The 15,801-nt window shown below is 64.7% G+C and carries 18 protein-coding genes; 7 read left to right on the forward strand and 11 right to left on the reverse strand.

All coding sequences use genetic code 11. From position 1 onward, the window contains the following. Positions 1–437 (forward strand): hypothetical protein (locus tag LC092_RS18740; protein WP_224809004.1); only part of this gene is annotated, 437 nt, incomplete at its 5' end. A gap of 158 nt (positions 438–595) precedes the next feature. Continuing rightward, complete coding sequence (locus tag LC092_RS18745) at positions 596–1,426, forward strand: DUF599 domain-containing protein (protein WP_224809005.1); 831 nt, start codon at positions 596–598, stop codon at positions 1,424–1,426. On the opposite strand, the gene LC092_RS18750 is transcribed toward LC092_RS18745, so the two are convergent. The 8 genes from LC092_RS18750 to LC092_RS18785 all read right to left on the reverse strand — a co-directional run bounded on the left by LC092_RS18750 (position 1,309) and on the right by LC092_RS18785 (position 8,459). Then, a complete protein-coding gene (locus tag LC092_RS18750; RefSeq protein ID WP_224809007.1) occupies positions 1,309–2,553 on the reverse strand; it encodes an adenylate/guanylate cyclase domain-containing protein in 1,245 nt (414 codons plus the stop codon). The two genes, LC092_RS18745 and LC092_RS18750, sit on opposite strands and share 118 nt — an antisense overlap. 203 nt (positions 2,554–2,756) lie before the next feature. Next, positions 2,757–3,584, reverse strand: coding sequence for an aldo/keto reductase (locus LC092_RS18755; protein WP_224809009.1), 828 nt, complete (start codon positions 3,582–3,584; stop codon positions 2,757–2,759). 81 nt (positions 3,585–3,665) lie between these two features. Further along, positions 3,666–4,280, reverse strand: coding sequence for an ATP-dependent Clp protease proteolytic subunit (locus LC092_RS18760; protein ID WP_224809011.1), 615 nt, complete (start codon positions 4,278–4,280; stop codon positions 3,666–3,668). 137 nt (positions 4,281–4,417) lie between these two features. After that, positions 4,418–5,257 (reverse strand): adenylate/guanylate cyclase domain-containing protein, encoded by an 840-nt coding sequence (locus LC092_RS18765; RefSeq protein ID WP_224809013.1) that lies wholly within the window; start codon positions 5,255–5,257, stop codon positions 4,418–4,420. A gap of 138 nt (positions 5,258–5,395) precedes the next feature. After that, positions 5,396–6,292 carry a hypothetical protein gene (locus tag LC092_RS18770; protein WP_224809015.1) on the reverse strand — a complete coding sequence of 299 codons (897 nt, stop codon included), beginning with the start codon at positions 6,290–6,292 and terminating at the stop codon, positions 5,396–5,398. A gap of 87 nt (positions 6,293–6,379) precedes the next feature. After that, positions 6,380–7,555 carry an isovaleryl-CoA dehydrogenase gene (locus LC092_RS18775; RefSeq protein ID WP_224809017.1) on the reverse strand — a complete coding sequence of 392 codons (1,176 nt, stop codon included), beginning with the start codon at positions 7,553–7,555 and terminating at the stop codon, positions 6,380–6,382. A gap of 41 nt (positions 7,556–7,596) precedes the next feature. Then, positions 7,597–8,001 (reverse strand): PaaI family thioesterase, encoded by a 405-nt coding sequence (locus LC092_RS18780; RefSeq protein WP_224809019.1) that lies wholly within the window; start codon positions 7,999–8,001, stop codon positions 7,597–7,599. A 38-nt stretch (positions 8,002–8,039) separates the two neighbouring features. Further along, positions 8,040–8,459: a MerR family transcriptional regulator gene (locus LC092_RS18785; protein ID WP_224809021.1), complete on the reverse strand. Its 420-nt coding sequence runs from the start codon at positions 8,457–8,459 to the stop codon at positions 8,040–8,042. Between the two features lie 325 nt (positions 8,460–8,784). Between LC092_RS18785 and LC092_RS18790 the strand changes: the two genes are divergently transcribed. From LC092_RS18790 to LC092_RS18810, 5 genes are all read left to right on the forward strand, one after another. Further along, positions 8,785–9,123: a hypothetical protein gene (locus tag LC092_RS18790; RefSeq protein ID WP_224809023.1), complete on the forward strand. Its 339-nt coding sequence runs from the start codon at positions 8,785–8,787 to the stop codon at positions 9,121–9,123. Between the two features lie 231 nt (positions 9,124–9,354). Continuing rightward, entirely contained in the window at positions 9,355–10,779 is a 1,425-nt protein-coding gene (locus tag LC092_RS18795) for a circularly permuted type 2 ATP-grasp protein (RefSeq protein WP_224809025.1), read from the forward strand. 6 nt (positions 10,780–10,785) lie between these two features. Continuing rightward, a complete protein-coding gene (locus LC092_RS18800) occupies positions 10,786–11,733 on the forward strand; it encodes an alpha-E domain-containing protein (RefSeq protein ID WP_224809027.1) in 948 nt (315 codons plus the stop codon). A 49-nt stretch (positions 11,734–11,782) separates the two neighbouring features. Beyond that, complete coding sequence (locus LC092_RS18805; RefSeq protein WP_224809029.1) at positions 11,783–12,601, forward strand: transglutaminase family protein; 819 nt, start codon at positions 11,783–11,785, stop codon at positions 12,599–12,601. Between the two features lie 109 nt (positions 12,602–12,710). Beyond that, a complete protein-coding gene (locus LC092_RS18810) occupies positions 12,711–13,442 on the forward strand; it encodes a proteasome-type protease (protein WP_224809030.1) in 732 nt (243 codons plus the stop codon). Between the two features lie 33 nt (positions 13,443–13,475). Here LC092_RS18810 and LC092_RS18815 read toward each other — a convergent pair whose 3' ends face one another. The 3 genes from LC092_RS18815 to LC092_RS18825 all read right to left on the reverse strand — a co-directional run bounded on the left by LC092_RS18815 (position 13,476) and on the right by LC092_RS18825 (position 15,799). After that, positions 13,476–14,198, reverse strand: a complete 723-nt coding sequence (locus LC092_RS18815) for an N-acetylmuramoyl-L-alanine amidase (protein ID WP_224809032.1) — start codon at positions 14,196–14,198, stop codon at positions 13,476–13,478. A 117-nt stretch (positions 14,199–14,315) separates the two neighbouring features. Continuing rightward, on the reverse strand, positions 14,316–15,104 hold the full coding sequence (locus LC092_RS18820; protein ID WP_224809034.1) for an ATP12 family chaperone protein: 789 nt from the start codon (positions 15,102–15,104) through the stop codon (positions 14,316–14,318). Further along, complete coding sequence (locus LC092_RS18825) at positions 15,104–15,799, reverse strand: HAD-IA family hydrolase (RefSeq protein WP_224809087.1); 696 nt, start codon at positions 15,797–15,799, stop codon at positions 15,104–15,106. The genes LC092_RS18820 and LC092_RS18825 overlap by 1 nt, the downstream gene beginning before the upstream one ends. Between the last annotated feature and the right edge of the window lie 2 nt (positions 15,800–15,801).

Genomic DNA, 15,801 nt, shown 5'->3' on the forward strand with positions numbered 1-15,801 from the left:
ACAAGCTGCTCAAGCGTCACCATCTCGAGCGCTGTCTGATCCGGGCCGGGCTTCTTCAACATAAAAACAATGAATCAAAAACCCCCGGCCAAAGCCAGGGGTTTGTCAGCAGTCTGAGGGGTGCGGCCTGGCCGCACCCCTTGTTTCGACTTCGGTGTCTTGCGGCCCCCAGGGCCGCGCCGCGTCTATTGAACCGCAACCACCGTCGCGGGACCGACGTCGGCACCGCCGAAAACGACCATCAAGGCGAGAACGCCACCGGCCAGGATAACGGCCCATGCCGCTACGCCCCAGCAGGATTTCTGCACATGTTCGTCCATGAAAACCCCTTGTCCGATCCTGAGCCCATGATGAGTATCGGCGGCACCAATTGCGCGCCGTGTTCGGACGAGCGGGATTTAACGATTTGGCAACGCTTTCGCAAGGTCGAATTTTGAGCAACCTGCCGTGCGCGTCACGCATGGCAGGTTTTTCGTCCGATCCCCGCCCTTTGCCCACAGGGTCCTGTGGACGCCCAAGCGCAGCGGGTCGGCCGATCCAAACGGGTTCGCCGGACTTTCCCGGATGCATGGCAGCCGGGTACGGGACGCCTCTCTTGATCGCACAGGCGCGCAAGGCCACTGTGGAGCGCACGCTCACGCCCCGCGTACGGTCCGGCACAGGAACGCTGATGGACATTCTCACGCCCCTCGACCTAGCCGCCCTTGCCTGGTTCCTGGCGGGCTGGCTCGGCTTTCACGCCGTCGTCGAGCTGTCGCCCTTGCGCAAGCGCACGCTGTCGCACGCGATGAACCGGCATCGCATCGGCTGGATGATGGAGATGAGCCGCCGACCGGTCAGGATCATGGACATCGCCGTTGCCGGCGGGCTTCAGCAGGGCACGGGCTTCTTCGCCTCGACCTCGCTGCTGGCGATCGGCGGTTGTTTCGCCCTGCTGACATCGACCGAATCGGTCTTTCGCATCATGCAGGATCTCGGGCTGGACGAAGGGCGCAACCCCGCCACCTGGGAGTTGAAGGTGATCGGCCTGACGCTGATCTACGCCTATGCGTTCTTCAAGTTCGGCTGGGCCTACCGTTTGTTTAACTACGCTACGATCATGATGGGCGCCATGCCGGACGGGGATCCGGCGCCGGCACATGCGGCCGATTTCGCCAAACGCGCCGGCGGGATGATGGTGCTCGCCGGCAGCCACTTCAATCGCGGCCAGCGGGCGTTCTTCTTCTCGATCGGCTATCTCGGCTGGTTCGCCGACGCGCGGGTGTTCTTCGTCACCACCCTCTTCGTGATGATCGTGCTTGCGCGGCGTCAGTTCGCCTCAAGGGCGAGAACCCTTGCGGTTTCCGCACACCAGTCACCATCGGAGCCGATGGCCGACAAGGGCGCCATGAAGACGGACACGGGCTCGGCAAACCCCTTCACCTGAAAGCTGCCCATCAGCCCGGCGCGACAGCCCATGATGTCGGCGATCGCCTCCGAGACGAGAATGTCCTGGTTGAGGTCGCGGGTGAGGCCGGCGATCCGCGAGGCCAGATTGACCACCGGCCCGACCACGGTGAAGTCGAGCCGCGTCTTTGCACCGACATTGCCGAAAAACACGTCGCCGGCATGAAGCGCGATGCCGACACGCAGCTCCTGCGACTTCTCGCAGCAGGTGTTGTTGATCTCGGAGATCTTCTCGACCGCATCGCGCGCCGCCAGAAGCGCCTGGCGCGAAGCTTCGCGCGCGCTCTCCGGGCAGCCGTAGGGAAAGACCGTCATCACCTCGTCGCCGATGAATTTCAGCACCTCGCCGCCATGGGCCTCGACGGAGGTGGTGATCGCCTCGAAATAGGCATTGAGCAGCGCGATCAGCGTGTCGCCGGGCAGTTCGTTCGACAGTTCGGTGAAGCCGCGCAGATCCGCGAAGCCAACGACGGCGGAGATGGTCTCGCCGTCGCCGCGATGCACCGTCCCCTCCAGCACGCGCTCGCCGGCGCGATGGCCGACATAGGTCTCCATCAGGGTGCGCGACGTGCGTTTCAGGGTCTGCAGCTCGCAGATCAGCGCCAGCGGCCGGGTGATGGCCTCGAGAAGCCCGATCTCGGCACCGGAAAACCCGTTCCTGCCGCGGGTTGCGAAGCTCACGCCCTTCAGCGACCCGTCGGAAAACGGCATCGGCAGGACAATGTAGTCGGTGTAACCGCCGTCGATCAGGTCCTGGGTGATGCCGAAGCGCGGCGGCTCCTCGTTGCCGACCAGCCGGATGCGCACGCTGCGCCGCTCGGTGTAGACCACCTTCAGTGGGCTGGCGAGATAGACCTCGTTGGTCTCCGCGGATTCGAAATAACGGCGCATTTCCCGCTCGCCATCGACGCTCCACAAAGCGCTTTCCGCGCGAACATTGGGATGCAGCAGCGGGATCGAGGTGGAAATCCGGTCGACCATCAAGCCGCTCTTGCGCAGGCGCTGCGCCAGCGTCTCGATCAGTTCGAGACTGTCGCCGATCATGACGGCTTCGCCATAGAGCCATTCCATGACATCGGCGGCAAGCACGGTTGTGTTGATCGTCATGGAATGCCCCTTCGCCCCCGGGCCGCCGGGGCGACCATTCTCGTCCGTTCGCGGCATCGCATGCCGGTCCGCCGCACGAGCGCTCTCGCGACGCCTGCGGCAAACCGAATTCCGCAACGGCAGACGCGCAATTATCTAGTCACGAAGTTTAGCTGAAAAAAGACCGTTTCGCGATCACGTGTTCGCGGGGGCTGCGAAACGGCCTACTCCGCGTCCCACTCCGGCGCGAAATCGGGATCGACCCGGCGTCCCTCTCCGCTGCCCAGCGCGAAGATCGCATCCATCTCGTCCTCGCTCAGCTCGAAGTCGAAAATCGCCGCGTTTTCCGCAAGCCGACCCGGCGTGCCGGTCTTGGGGATCGCCGCCACATCGTCCTGCTGCATCAGCCAGCGCAGGGTGACCTGGACTTCGGACTTGCCGTGGCGCTTGGCGATGTCGCGGATGACCTGCTGATCGCGCACCGCGCCCTTCTGGATCGGCGAATAGGCGGTCAGGCCCATGCCGGCGGCGTCAAGTGCAGCGCGCACCGCCTTCTGGGAGAGCTGCGGGTGATATTCCACCTGGTTGATCGATAAGGCTCCGCCGGCGAGATCCTGCGCCTCGCGCACCAGTGCGGCGGTGAAGTTGGACACGCCGATCGCCCGCGCCCAGCCGCGTGCGCGCACCTCCAGCAGCCCCTCCATCTGTTCCTTCAGCGGAACATGGGCGTTGGGCCAGTGGATCAGGAAGAGATCGACCTGCTCAAGCCCGAGCCGGTCGAGGCTGTCCTCGCAGGAGCGCAGCATCAGCTCCGGGTCGAGCCGGTCGTGCCAGACCTTGGTCGTGAGGAAATAGTCTTCGCGCGCGCGCCCGGCGGCACGCAAGCCCGCACCGACATCCTTCTCGTTGTCATACATCGCCGCCGTGTCGATGTGCGACCAGCCGTTTTCCAGCGCGGCGCGCACGATGTCGCGGCACGGCTCGCCGCTGAGCGGCCATGTGCCGAGACCGAGGGCCGGCATGTCGACGCCATTGAAAGACAGGTATTTCATCGCGTGATCCTCCTGGGTGACGGCATCCCCGGCCTGCGGACATGATTCGGGCGGGAACCGGCAAGGTCCCCGCCCGGGAATTCAGTCCAGGTCGGAAACGGAGACCGCGACCTTGCCGACAAGACCATAGGCGATCGCCTCGTCAGGCCCCATCCAGTAGTCGCGGTCGGTGTCCTTCTCGATCCGCTCCATCGGCTGGCCGGTGGCATCGGCGAAGATCTTGTTCAACCGGTCCCGCATCTTCAGGATCTCGCGCGCCTGGATCTCGATGTCCGAGGCCTGACCGCCGGCGCCGCCGGACGGTTGATGCAGCAGGAACCGGGTGTTGGGCGTGCAGTAGCGACGCTCCTTCGGCACCGAGACATAGATCAGCGCGCCGGCGCTCGCCACCCAGCCCATGCCCAGGATACGGACCTCAGGCGCGATGAACTTGATGGTGTCATGGATCATGTCGCCGGATTCGACGTGACCGCCGGGCGAGGACACGATCACCGTGATCGGATCATGCGACACCTGCGCCAGCGCCATCAGGCGGGCGCTGACATCGCGCGCCAGTTCCTGCGTGATCGGCCCCGTGATCAGGACCGTGCGCGCGTCGAACAGATGCTTGTCGACCTGAATGGAACTCGGCGTCTTGGTCTTTTCCTCTTCCTCGTCGTCGAGGCGGCTCGGCACATCGGTCGTCTTGTTGGTCATGTGCAAGATCTGCTCCTTGTGAAGACGGAATCGGCCCGGGAAGGCCCTGTCTCGACCCCCATACTTAGGCGATGCGCGCCCGCGCGGCAAAGGGGTTCTCGCAAGAAGGTTTCCATCAATCCGGCAGGGCACGAACGTCAGAGGCGTTTCCCGGTCTTTACCCCCATCCAGAGCATCGCCAGAAACGGCAGCGAGGGCCAATGAAACCAGATCGATCCGAGACCAGTGAAAACATTGATGGCGAAGAAGAACGCAATCCAGCCGACCGCGAAACGCACCCGCCCCGGCTGCCGACAGTACCAATCCCACACCCCGTGAAAGAGCGCCGCGACGGGGCGGCCGGCATCGTCTTTTTCCCGGGCCGCCTCCGTGGCCGAAGGCGGGTCCTGCCGATTGTCGGCGTCGGGTTGCACGGATGGACCGGCCTGCGCTCCACCATCATTTTCCGCGTTCGCGCCATTGATCCGCACGCGGTAGCTTAGAACCGGCTCGCTGATATTCTTGACGTTCTGCGCATCGAGGGCATCGAATCCGAGCGCAAGCCTTGCGTGCACCTGCTCGTAGACGGGGGACGAGATCACGATGCCGCCCGGCTCGGCGATCTGCTGGAGACGTGCCGCGATATTGACGCCTTCGCCATAGATATCGCCATCCTCCACCAGAACGTCGCCAAGATTGATGCCGATGCGAAAGGCCATGCGTTCGGATTGCGGCAGGGCATGGTTGCGCCCGGCGAGTTCGGTCTGGATCTCGACGGCAGCGCGCACCGCCTCGGTCACCGATCCGAATTCCACGATCACCGCATCGCCCCAGGTGTTGACAATGCGTCCGTCGCGCGCAGCGACCAGTCCGCCAATCGCCTCGCGATAGCCGCGCAGGCGGTCGAAGGTCCCGTCCTCGTCGGCTTCCATCAGCCGCGAGTACTGAACGGCATCCGCGCACAGAATTGCGGCCAGTCGGCGCTTGACGCGGCTCATGGAGTGTCCCCGGTTGAAGTCCCTGCCTCTTCAATGGGGGGCGGCAGCGCGGAGATCAACCCCGCACATGACCAGCGCGTGCCCGCAGAGCGCTGCTTTTTTGTCCCACGCGCGGAGAACGCACAGCCCTTGCCGGGTTTACCGGCCTGCTCCGCGCCGGCCGAAGCCGGTCAGGCCGGTGCCCTGGAAGGACGCCCCGCCGGTCGCATGGCGCCCCGCTCCGGATCCCGGCGGCGCTGCTGCCGGCCAGTTGCGCTGAATGCCCCGGACACCGACAAAAACGAACACCGCGCGCCAGAGAAAGGGCCAGAGCACGCCCAGCGGGCTCTTCAGCGTTTCGGCGAGGCGAACGTCCTGCGGATCGTAGATCGGATGAACCAGCGCGACCGTGTGGCCGGGTTGATGATCGCCGGCCGTTTGCGCAGCCACCTTGAGGGTTTTCATCCACAAGCGGCGCTGCGCGGGCGAAAACGACACATCGAGAAGATAGTAGCGGACGTCGCCCGTCTGCGGATCGGAGATTTCCCGCCGGTCCTCGACGGTTCCCTCGATGCGAAGGCCGGCGAGCACATGCGCTCCCGATCCCGCCAGATCCGCCAGGTGCCGGGGCACGCCGTGGAGGGCGACGCCGATGCCGAAGGCGAAGGCGAAGGCGAAGGTGCAGATGGCCGCCCAGCGCCGCACGGGCGAGGTTCCGCGTGCGGCTAGGCCGCTGGCAAAGCCGCGGCGCAATCGTGCCGCCAGCCCGAGGACCCCGACCAGCAGCACCGCCAGACCGATAAGGAGTTTGACCGATCCGCTGAGAACGATCGCTGTCTTCACAGCCTTTACGGCTTCTTCCGGCACACGCGGCGCAAAGGCGGTCTCGGGCAACGCCACCCCGCGCTCCGCCAGATCCGGCATTTGGAACCGGGGCGCGGGTTGAACAAGCGGAAGGAAATCGAGGGCCGCAAACACCAGGATCAGGACGCCTGCAGAGAGGACGACAATCCAGATCCCGAGACCGACGACGGCACCCAAAACACGGTCGAGCATGAAACACCCTAAGGCAGCAATATGCTACCTAAAGGTGCTGTTCGTTAAATTTGCACTACCGCCACGCGATTTCCCCGCACATCTTCCTCAGGCGGTCTTGTTGAAGATTTCCCGGCCGATCAGCATGCGGCGGATTTCGGAGGTTCCGGCCCCGATCTCATAGAGCTTGGCATCGCGCAGCAGCCGTCCGGTCGGATACTCGTTAATATAGCCGTTGCCGCCGAGCAGCTGGATCGCGTCGAGCGCCATCTTGGTCGCGGTTTCGGCCGCATAAAGGATCGCTCCGGCGGCATCCTCGCGGGTCGTCTCGCCCCGGTCGCAGGCCTGCGCGACGGCATAGACATAAGCCTTGGAGGAATTCATCGCGACATACATGTCCGCGACCTTGCCCTGCACGAGCTGGAACGTGCCGATCGGCTGGTCGAACTGCCGGCGCTCGTGGATATAGGGGATCACCACGTCCATCGCGGCCTGCATGATGCCGACGGCCCCGGCGGCGAGCACCGCGCGCTCATAGTCGAGACCGGACATCAGCACGTTGACGCCCTTGCCGACCTCACCCAGCACGTTTTCCTCCGGCACCTCGCAATCCTGGAACACCAGCTCGCCGGTTTCCGATCCGCGCATCCCGAGCTTGTCGAGTTTCTGGGCGACGGAAAATCCGGCGAAGCCCTTCTCGATCAGGAAGGCGGTGATGCCTTTGGGCCCGGCGTCGGGATCGGTCTTGGCATAGACGATCAGCGTATCGGCATCCGGCCCGTTGGTGATCCACATCTTGGAGCCGTTGAGGATATAGCGGTCGCCCTTCTTGTCGGCGCGCAGCTTCATCGAGACGACATCCGAGCCGGCCCCCGGCTCCGACATGGCCAGCGCGCCGAGATGCTCGCCGGTGATCAGCTTCTCCAGATAGCGGGTCTTTTGCGCGTCCGTACCCCAGCGGCGCAGCTGGTTGACGCAAAGGTTGGAATGCGCGCCGTAGGACAGGCCGATGGAGGCCGATGCCCGCGACACCTCTTCCATCGCGATGCAATGCTCCAGGTAGCCGAGGCCGGTGCCGCCCCACTCTTCTTCCACCGTGATGCCATGCAGGCCGAGCTCGCCCATCGCGGGCCAGAGTTCGGCGCGCGGGAACCAGTCCTCCCGGTCGATGCGCTCCGCAAGCGGTGCGATCCGGTCCTGCGAGAACGACCGCACGCTGTCGCGCAGCATGTCTGCGGTTTCGCCGAGATTGAAGTTGAAGGCGGGAAAATCGTTGCGGATCATCTGTTGGCTCCGGATGTTGCGGGAAACGGGGTGAGCGGGCGTCAGTCCTCGATGCCCGGCAATGCGATCATGGTGAAAAGGCCGGTCGCGATATGGACCTCGCCGAAATCGCCGAAGCCATGGACATCGGCGGCAACGACACTCAGCGTCCGGCCTGTCTTGATGACCCGGCCAACGGCTTTCATCCGATCGCCACGCCCGGGATTGAGCAGGTTCATCTTGAATTCCGTGGTCAGCACGCCGTGCCCCGCCTTAAACAGGGAGAGCGCCGCATAGCCCGCGGCACTGTCGGCGAGCGTGCTCGTCACGCCGGCATGGAAAAACGCGTGCTGCTGGGTCAGGCCGGGATGGTAGGCAGCCTCGAGTTCGACCCGTCCCGGGGCGAGCGCGGCGATCTCGGCCCCCAGCGTGGTCATGAACGCCTGCCGGGCGAAGCTGGCGCGCACCCGTGCCTCCCACGCTGGATCGCGGGGCTCTATCGCGCTCATAGCGGCTTGTCCCCAAGCCCGGAGAACAGGTCGCCGGCCGGGCCCATCTCGGCGAGCCGCTTGCGGCAGCCGGCCTCCACCTCTTCCAGTTCCGAAAGCGTCAGGTCGATGTCCTGGCGCTTAGCCAGAAGTTCGGCGCGCCGGCTTTCGATACGGCGCATCAATAGCTGAAGTTGGCCCGCCTCGCCCGGCGCCTTGTCGTACATGGTGATGATGTCGCGGATCTCGGCCAGCGAAAACCCCAGCCGCTTGCCGCGCAGGATCAGCTTCAGCCGCGTCCGGTCGCCGGGGCGATAGAGCCGCTGGCGCCCGCGGCGTTGCGGCTTGAGAAACCCTTCGGCTTCGTAAAACCGAAGCGTCCGCGTCGTCACGCCGAATTCCTGGGTGAGCTGGGTGATGGTATAATAAAGCTGCATGACCCCTCCACCATCATGCTGAATTACCCTTACGTTCCAGTCAACAAGTAAAATTTCCTGTATTTTTTTCAAACACATACCTATTCGCAAACTTCAGTCGTTCGGCCAAAACGTCGACCGGATCGCGCCCGGTGCGATCGCTGAAGTTGCCTGTGCGCGCGTGCCGAAACGCCGCACCGGCGTCCCGCAATCGACTTTTTCTTGGCCTTAACCGCCCGACCCGGCACACTCCAAGCGATTGCCCGGCGGGCCGGAGACGCCAGTCCCGCCGGCCGGAGCCGGTTTCAGCGGCGGGACAGGTCCCGCCCCGACAGGAGGTCCGCACATGTCGCCGATCCACTCCACCGCCCCCGGCAGGCGGACCGCCATCCTTGCGGGAACGGCCGTTCTCGCCCTTGCCCTTCTCGTTCCCAGCGTCGCGGACGCCGCCCGCCCCGACCTGAGGCGCATGACCTGCGCCCAGGCGCAGGCGATGGTCGCCCAGCGCGGCGCGGTGGTGATGACCACGGGCCAATACACCTATCAGCGCTTCGTCGCCGGTCCGCGCTGGTGCGACCACTGGGAGGTGGTGCGCCCCGAGGTCGCCAGCACCCGCGACACGCAAAGCTGTGTGGTCGGCTACATCTGCGAGGTGCCCCTGTTCCGCCCGTTCGAATGGGACTGAAAGGCGCAGCACGGGACGGCCCGCAACAGCCTCGCGGCAGGCATGTGTTTGACGGAACTGCTCCAACGGCTAAGGTGAAACACGCGCTACGGCAATTGCCGGCGGTGCCCACATGCTGAAAAACTGCCCATCGGATGGCGCTTTTTCAGACTTGAGACGCGCCTTGCCGGCTTGCGAAATTGAAAGCCCGTTGGAACCGGAAGACCGGACAGTGTCGCGCAGAGGGGGAGAATGACGGATACAGAGCCATTCAACGAAATGCTCGGACCGGACGGTCAGCCCCGCGCGCCCTACAGGGCGCTGGCGGAGTGGTTCTCGGGCATGTCTCCTGCCGAGATGCGCAGGAAATCGCGCGAGGCCGAAACGATCTTCCGGCGTCTGGGCATCACCTTCGCCGTCTATGGCACCGCCGAAGCGACGGAACGCCTGATCCCCTTCGACATCGTGCCGCGCGTTCTCGCGGCGGCCGAATGGCGGCGGATCTCCGCCGGCATCGACCAGCGGGTGCGGGCGCTGAACGCGTTCCTGCATGACATCTACCACCGGCAGGAAATCATCCGCGCCGGCCGGATTCCTGCCGAACTGGTGATCCAGAACGAGGCGTTCCTGCCGGAGATGATCGGCTTCACGCCGCCGCGCAAGGTCTATGCGCATATCATCGGCACCGACCTGGTGCGGGTCGGCGAGGACGAGTTCTACGTGCTGGAGGACAACACGCGCACGCCGTCGGGCGTGTCCTACATGCTGGAAAACCGCGAAACCATGATGCGGATGTTTCCCGAGCTGTTCCAGCAGAACCGCGTCGCGCCGATCGAGCATTATCCAGATCTTCTGCGCGAAACGCTGGAAAGCGTCGCGCCGGCGAATTGCGACACCGACGAACCGACGGTCTGCATCCTGACGCCGGGCATCTACAACTCCGCCTATTTCGAACACGCCTTTTTGGCCGACAGCATGGGTGTCGAACTATGCGAGGCGCGCGACCTTTTCGTCGACGACGGAAAGGTCTTCATGCGTACCACCCGCGCGCCGGAACGGGTGCACGTCATCTACCGGCGCATCGACGACGCCTTCCTCGACCCCCTCACCTTCCGGCCAGACAGCATGCTCGGCGTGCCGGGCCTGTTCGATGCCTATCGCGCCGGGAACGTGACGATCTGCAACGCACCGGGAACAGGCATCGCCGACGACAAGGCCGTCTACGCCTATCTGCCGGAGATCATCGAGTTCTACACCGGCCAGAAGCCGATCCTGCAGAACGTTCCGACCTGGAACTGCGCGCGGGAAGACGACCTTGCCTATGTGCTCGATCACCTGCCGGAAATCGTGGTCAAGGAAGTGCACGGGTCGGGCGGCTACGGCATGCTGATCGGCCCGACCGCATCGAAACGCGAACTGGCGGAATTCAAGCGCCGGCTGAAGGCCAATCCGTCGAACTACATCGCCCAGCCGACCCTGTCGCTTTCCGCCTGCCCCACCCATGTCGCCTCGGGCCTTGCGCCGCGCCATGTCGACCTCAGGCCCTATGTCCTGGTCGGCGACAAGGTGCGCATCACGCCTGGCGGGCTGACCCGCGTCGCCCTGAAGAAGGGCTCGCTGGTGGTCAATTCCAGCCAGGGCGGCGGCACCAAGGACACCTGGGTACTGGAGGACTGATACGACATGCTCGGCCGCACCGCCGCTTCGCTCTACTGGACCTCGCGCTACAACGAGCGCGCCGAAAACATGGCCCGTCTGCTGGAAGTCGGCTATCGCATCGCGATGACCCCGCGCCTGGGACAGGATCGTTCCGACGACTGGCGCTCGACGCTGGTGAGCGCGGGATGCGACGGCGCGTTCTTTTCCAAATACGACGAGCCGACCAAGCGCGCCGTGGTTCAGCACATGCTGTTCGACCGGGACAATCCCTCCTCCGTGCGCTCCTGCATCGAGGCGGCCCGCAACAACGCGCGCTCGGTCAGAACCGCCATCACCGGGGAAATGTGGGAAAGCCTGAACACCACCTATCTGGAGTTCATGGACATTCGCCCGCAGCACATGACCGACAACAAGCTTCCGGACTTTCTCGCCTGGATCAAGCAGCGCTCCATGCTGTTTCGCGGCGCCATGCTGGGCACCCTGATGCGCGACGCCGGCTATCACTTCAGCCAGTTCGGCGCCTTCATCGAGCGCACGGACAACACCGCCCGCATCCTCGACGTGAAATACTGGATCCTGCTGCCGGACAACGAGATGATCGGCGGCGATCTGGACCGCTACCAGTGGACCACGATCCTGCGGTCGGTTTCGGCGCACAGAAGCTATCGGCACGCCTATCGCGACGCCCAGGTGCGCCCCTTCAATGTCGCGGAATTCCTGATCCTGAGAAAGGAAATGCCGCGGTCCATCTCTTACTGCTATGATTGGATCTCGGAGAGCGCTGCCGCTCTTGCGATCCGCTATCAAGACAGCCCGGTAAGCTGCGATATGGCCCATGGCACGCTCTCGCTGCTCGAGGAAACCTCGATGAACCGCATCTTCCAGGGTGGCTTGCATGAATTCCTGACCGATCTGATCGCCCGCAACAACGCGCTTGGCGCCCAGCTCGCATCGGATTACCACTTCTCGTAATGCGGACAGGACGCGTGTCCGGAACGCGACCAACGGAGACCGACGGCCCATGCGCCTCGTCGTGAAACACGTCACACGCTACACATACGAACAGCCGATTGCCCACATGATCCAGCAATTGCGGCTGACCCCTCACACTCAGGAGGGGCAGGAGATCCTGTCCTGGACGGTGACGGTGCCGGGTCTGGAAACGGGCGCCCATTACATCGACGGCTTCGGCAACCGGGTCGATCTGGTCAGCCACCACGACCCTGTCACCGAGCTCAGCGTCTCCGTCGAGGGCCTGGTCGAAACCAAGGACATGGCCGGGATCGTCGGCGACTTCCCCTGCCCCGCCACCGACGACGTGTTCCGGCGCTTCACACCGCTGACCGCGGCCAGTCCGGCGATCCGGCGCCTCGGCGCGCTCGCCTCCGACACCGGCGATGTCTCCGGTTTTCACGAGTTGATGCACGCGATCCGCGACAAGGTCGACTATCAGACCGGCGTGACGGAAGTACACACCACCGCGGCCGAGGCGCTCGCCTCGGGGCAAGGCGTCTGCCAGGATCATGCACATATTTTCATCAGTGCGGCCCGCTGCATTGGCGTGCCGGCGCGCTATGTGTCCGGATACATGCTGATGGAAGACGAGCAGGAGTCCGAGGCCCATCACGCCTGGGCCGAGGTCAAGTTGCCGACGCTCGGCTGGGTCGGCTTCGATGTCTCCAACGGCATGTGCCCGACCGAGCGCTATATCCGCCTGACCACGGGCCTCGATTCCCGCTCCGCCGCCCCCATTCGCGGCATCCGCAGAGGCAGCGGCGATGAATCCATGTCGGTTGAGGTGGCGGTCCTGCAGGAATCGGCGCAAGCTCAACAGCAATGAAACCGTTGCTCCCTCGCCCGGAACACGGTCATATCCTTCAAGCCTCCCAAGACGGGAATCATCCCGCGCCACGGCACGCTCGCCGCAGGTGCGTTGCAAACGGTGCAACATGACGTACTGCGTAGGTCTCAAGCTTGACCGCGGCCTGGTGATGGCCGCCGATACGCGAACGAATGCCGGTCTCGACAGTGTCGCGACCTTCAAGAAGCTGCATGTGTGGGAAAAGCCCGGCGAGCGGGTGCTCTGCCTGCTTTCGGCCGGCAACCTTGCCGTCACCCAGTCGGTGGTGAGCCTTCTGTCCGAACGGCTGGAAGGCGACGATCCCGCCCGCCCCACGCTGTTTTCCGTGGACACGATGTTTCAGGCCGCCCGCCTTGTCGGCAGCGTCGTGCGCGACGTGCGCGCCATCGACGGCGATGCGCTTGCCGCCAACTCCGAGAGCTTCAGCGTGACGTTCCTGCTCGGCGGGCAAATCAAGGGCGAGGCGCCACGGCTGTTCCAGATCTATTCCGCCGGCAACTTCATCGAGGCCTCCGACGACACGCCGTTCCTGCAGATCGGCGAACACAAATACGGCAAGCCGATCCTGGACCGGGTGACCCAGGCCGACATGCGCCTCGGCCAGGCCGCGAAACTGGTGCTTCTGTCGTTCAACTCGACGCTCAGGTCGAACCTGTCCGTCGGCATGCCGATCGACATGCTGCTCTACAATACAGACAGCTTCTCCGCCCACCGCCAGACGCGGGTCGAGGAGACCGACCGGTATTTCGCGGACATGTCGCGCATGTGGTCGGAAAAACTCCGCGATGCGGTCGCCGAGATCCCCGACTTCGAGATCTGACGGCCGGCGTCTTCCACCCGGCTTGCCAACCGCTCAGGACGACGGCATCAACTGCGCGGCCGCCGCGCGGGCAAGCGCGTCCGCCAGCTCCTGCTTGTTGGCTTCGCCGACATGCGCATCGCTCGGGTTGTCGCCGAAGAAGGGCTCGGTGAGCGCGGAAGGGATGTCCAGCGCCGACACGCTGCTGTAGCCCCGATCGCCCTTGTCCCGTTCCTTCAGGCCGCGGTCATAGAGCCCGAGCGCCTGAAGCATCGCGTCCTGCAGCCGTTGCGCCCAGGCCTTCGATCCGGCATTCCGGTCCTCGTCGTAGAGCGTTTCCGTGCCGTGCGCCGCGCCGTTATACGAGTTGAAATGCAGTTCCATCACGCAGCTTGCGCCCCATTTGGCGACCTGCTTGTAGGCACCGGCGATGCCGATCCCATCGCGAAAGAAGATCTTGCTCTGAATGCCCTGCGCCATGCAGGCCTGATGCACCATCGCGGCAAGACCCTTGTTCCAGGGATATTCGCTCTTGTGGATCGGAGCTCCGCCCGACGCGCCGGGGCTGTTTTTCGTGTGCCCGACGACGATGGCGACCGCCGGCCCGGACGCCCGCGCCACGATCTCCTTTTCCGCATCGACCCCGGCGCGCGCACCACTCAGGATCTCTTCCAGATCGTTCAGCCGCTCCTGCTCTGCCCGAATGACCTGATAATCCTCATAGGAAATCTCTTCACCCGCCAATATACGGCGCTCGATTTCTGCAATATCCACCATCTGCACCTCCCCCATCCGAAAGTGCAATTATAGCCTCGGCAAAAAACAATTAAAGATTGTGCTTGCGACAAACACCCGCCATCGCCGGCACCGGCGATAGCCGGCAAAATCGGCCGGTCAGGTGCCGGCCCGCGTCGCCTGAAGCACGTGCACCGCCGCGTCGAAATCGCGCCTGCGAAGCGCGCGTGTGCGCTGCGCCTCTTCGTCGGCGCCCCATTGCTCGATGTTCCAGTCCTCGTCGAGATGGGCCGCAGACCAGATCGTGTCCGGATCGAACGCCTCCTGCGCAAGCGCCAGCGCCAGCAGCGCCGACCCGGTCAGCGTCGTCGCGACGTGCAGCGCCGCAAGCCGCAATGGCGAGGCCGGCTCCAGCCGCTCGCGAATGCGTGCGATCAGCGCCGGATCCTGGCGCACCGGCATGATGCCCTCGGCCAGCACGAAACGGCCGGCATAGCGCGCCTCCGCCCAGGCCAGCACCGCGCCCCATTGCTCGTTCTGGCGCTGGACCAGCGTGTCCGGCATTTCCGCGCGGTAGAACAGCAGGTCGTTGCCGGCATATTTGGCGATGTCGTCAGCGACCTCGGCCATGCGTTTCGACACGGCATCGATCGCGACATTGGCAATGCGGGTCAGCGGCATGCGCAGCGGATCGATCTCGGTTTCCTGCGCGTCCCATTCCTCCGCGACCCGACGCGCGAGCGCCTCGTCCGGCAGAACGAGCCGGTTGCGCTGTGCCGTCCTGACCGGGCGCCCGTCGAGCAGAATGGAAAACCCGTCGTCGCCGGCGTCCACCGACACGACGGTGTAGAAGCGCTTCGGCAATTGCTTGCGCGACAGCGTCTTCGCCCGCTCCACGGGATCGAGGGCCCCGCCGCCCGCTTCCAGCTCTTCCAGCAAATCACGCATCAGACACGATCCATTTGTGCAGCAGCCGACCGAAGATCGAGCATTTCGGCCAGCACGCCCTCAAGCTCGCCAAAGGCATCGATGATGCGCCCGGCGCCGCTTGCCACCAGCTGCTCGCGCGGATGATAGCCCCAGCTCACGCCGACGGAGGAAACGCCGGCCGCGCGCGCCATGTCGATGTCGAACGTGGTGTCGCCGATCATCACCGTCCTGTCGGCTTGCGCCCCCGTTTCGGCCATCGCCTGCAGGATCATGCCCGGGTGAGGCTTGGACGGGGCGCTGTCCGCCGTCTGGATGGTGGCGAACATCCGCTCCAGACCGTGCATTTCCTGCAAGTGACGGACACCGCGCAGGGCCTTTCCGGTGGCGATGCCGAGCAGCACGTCGTCGCGCGCATGCAGCGCGTCAAGCACCGCGCGGGCGCCGGGATAGAGCGGATCGTGATCGAGCCCGGCAAGCCGGCGCGCGACCTTGGCCTGGCGGTAGGCGTCCGCCATCGCCGGCACCAGATGGGCGTGCTCGGGCGCGACGAGCCGCCTGAAGGCGACATCGAGGGACAGCCCGACGATGGACAGGCCCGTGCGCCGGTCCGGCGGGGTCAGCCCCACCGCCTCGAACCCCACCGTCACCCCGTGCAGGATCGTGTCCTGACTGTCGACCAGCGTCCCGTCGCAATCGAAAATGACCAGATACAGGG

This window comes from Stappia stellulata, from assembly GCF_020176715.1.
Taxonomy (GTDB): Bacteria; Pseudomonadota; Alphaproteobacteria; order Rhizobiales; family Stappiaceae; genus Stappia.

Excerpts from the sequence above, each read along its gene's own strand:
- LC092_RS18750 (WP_224809007.1), bottom strand. The coding sequence starts at position 2,553 with ATGACGATCAACACAACCGTGCTTGCCGCCGATGTCATGGAATGGCTC.
- LC092_RS18755 (WP_224809009.1), bottom strand. The coding sequence starts at position 3,584 with ATGAAATACCTGTCTTTCAATGGCGTCGACATGCCGGCCCTCGGTCTC.
- LC092_RS18785 (WP_224809021.1), bottom strand. The coding sequence starts at position 8,459 with ATGCAGCTTTATTATACCATCACCCAGCTCACCCAGGAATTCGGCGTG.
- LC092_RS18770 (WP_224809015.1), bottom strand. The coding sequence starts at position 6,292 with ATGCTCGACCGTGTTTTGGGTGCCGTCGTCGGTCTCGGGATCTGGATT.
- LC092_RS18760 (WP_224809011.1), bottom strand. The coding sequence starts at position 4,280 with ATGACCAACAAGACGACCGATGTGCCGAGCCGCCTCGACGACGAGGAA.
- LC092_RS18815 (WP_224809032.1), bottom strand. The coding sequence starts at position 14,198 with ATGGTGGATATTGCAGAAATCGAGCGCCGTATATTGGCGGGTGAAGAG.
- LC092_RS18775 (WP_224809017.1), bottom strand. The coding sequence starts at position 7,555 with ATGATCCGCAACGATTTTCCCGCCTTCAACTTCAATCTCGGCGAAACC.
- LC092_RS18795 (WP_224809025.1), top strand. The coding sequence starts at position 9,355 with ATGACGGATACAGAGCCATTCAACGAAATGCTCGGACCGGACGGTCAG.
- LC092_RS18765 (WP_224809013.1), bottom strand. The coding sequence starts at position 5,257 with ATGAGCCGCGTCAAGCGCCGACTGGCCGCAATTCTGTGCGCGGATGCC.
- LC092_RS18800 (WP_224809027.1), top strand. The coding sequence starts at position 10,786 with ATGCTCGGCCGCACCGCCGCTTCGCTCTACTGGACCTCGCGCTACAAC.
- LC092_RS18805 (WP_224809029.1), top strand. The coding sequence starts at position 11,783 with ATGCGCCTCGTCGTGAAACACGTCACACGCTACACATACGAACAGCCG.
- LC092_RS18810 (WP_224809030.1), top strand. The coding sequence starts at position 12,711 with ATGACGTACTGCGTAGGTCTCAAGCTTGACCGCGGCCTGGTGATGGCC.
- LC092_RS18790 (WP_224809023.1), top strand. The coding sequence starts at position 8,785 with ATGTCGCCGATCCACTCCACCGCCCCCGGCAGGCGGACCGCCATCCTT.
- LC092_RS18820 (WP_224809034.1), bottom strand. The coding sequence starts at position 15,104 with ATGCGTGATTTGCTGGAAGAGCTGGAAGCGGGCGGCGGGGCCCTCGAT.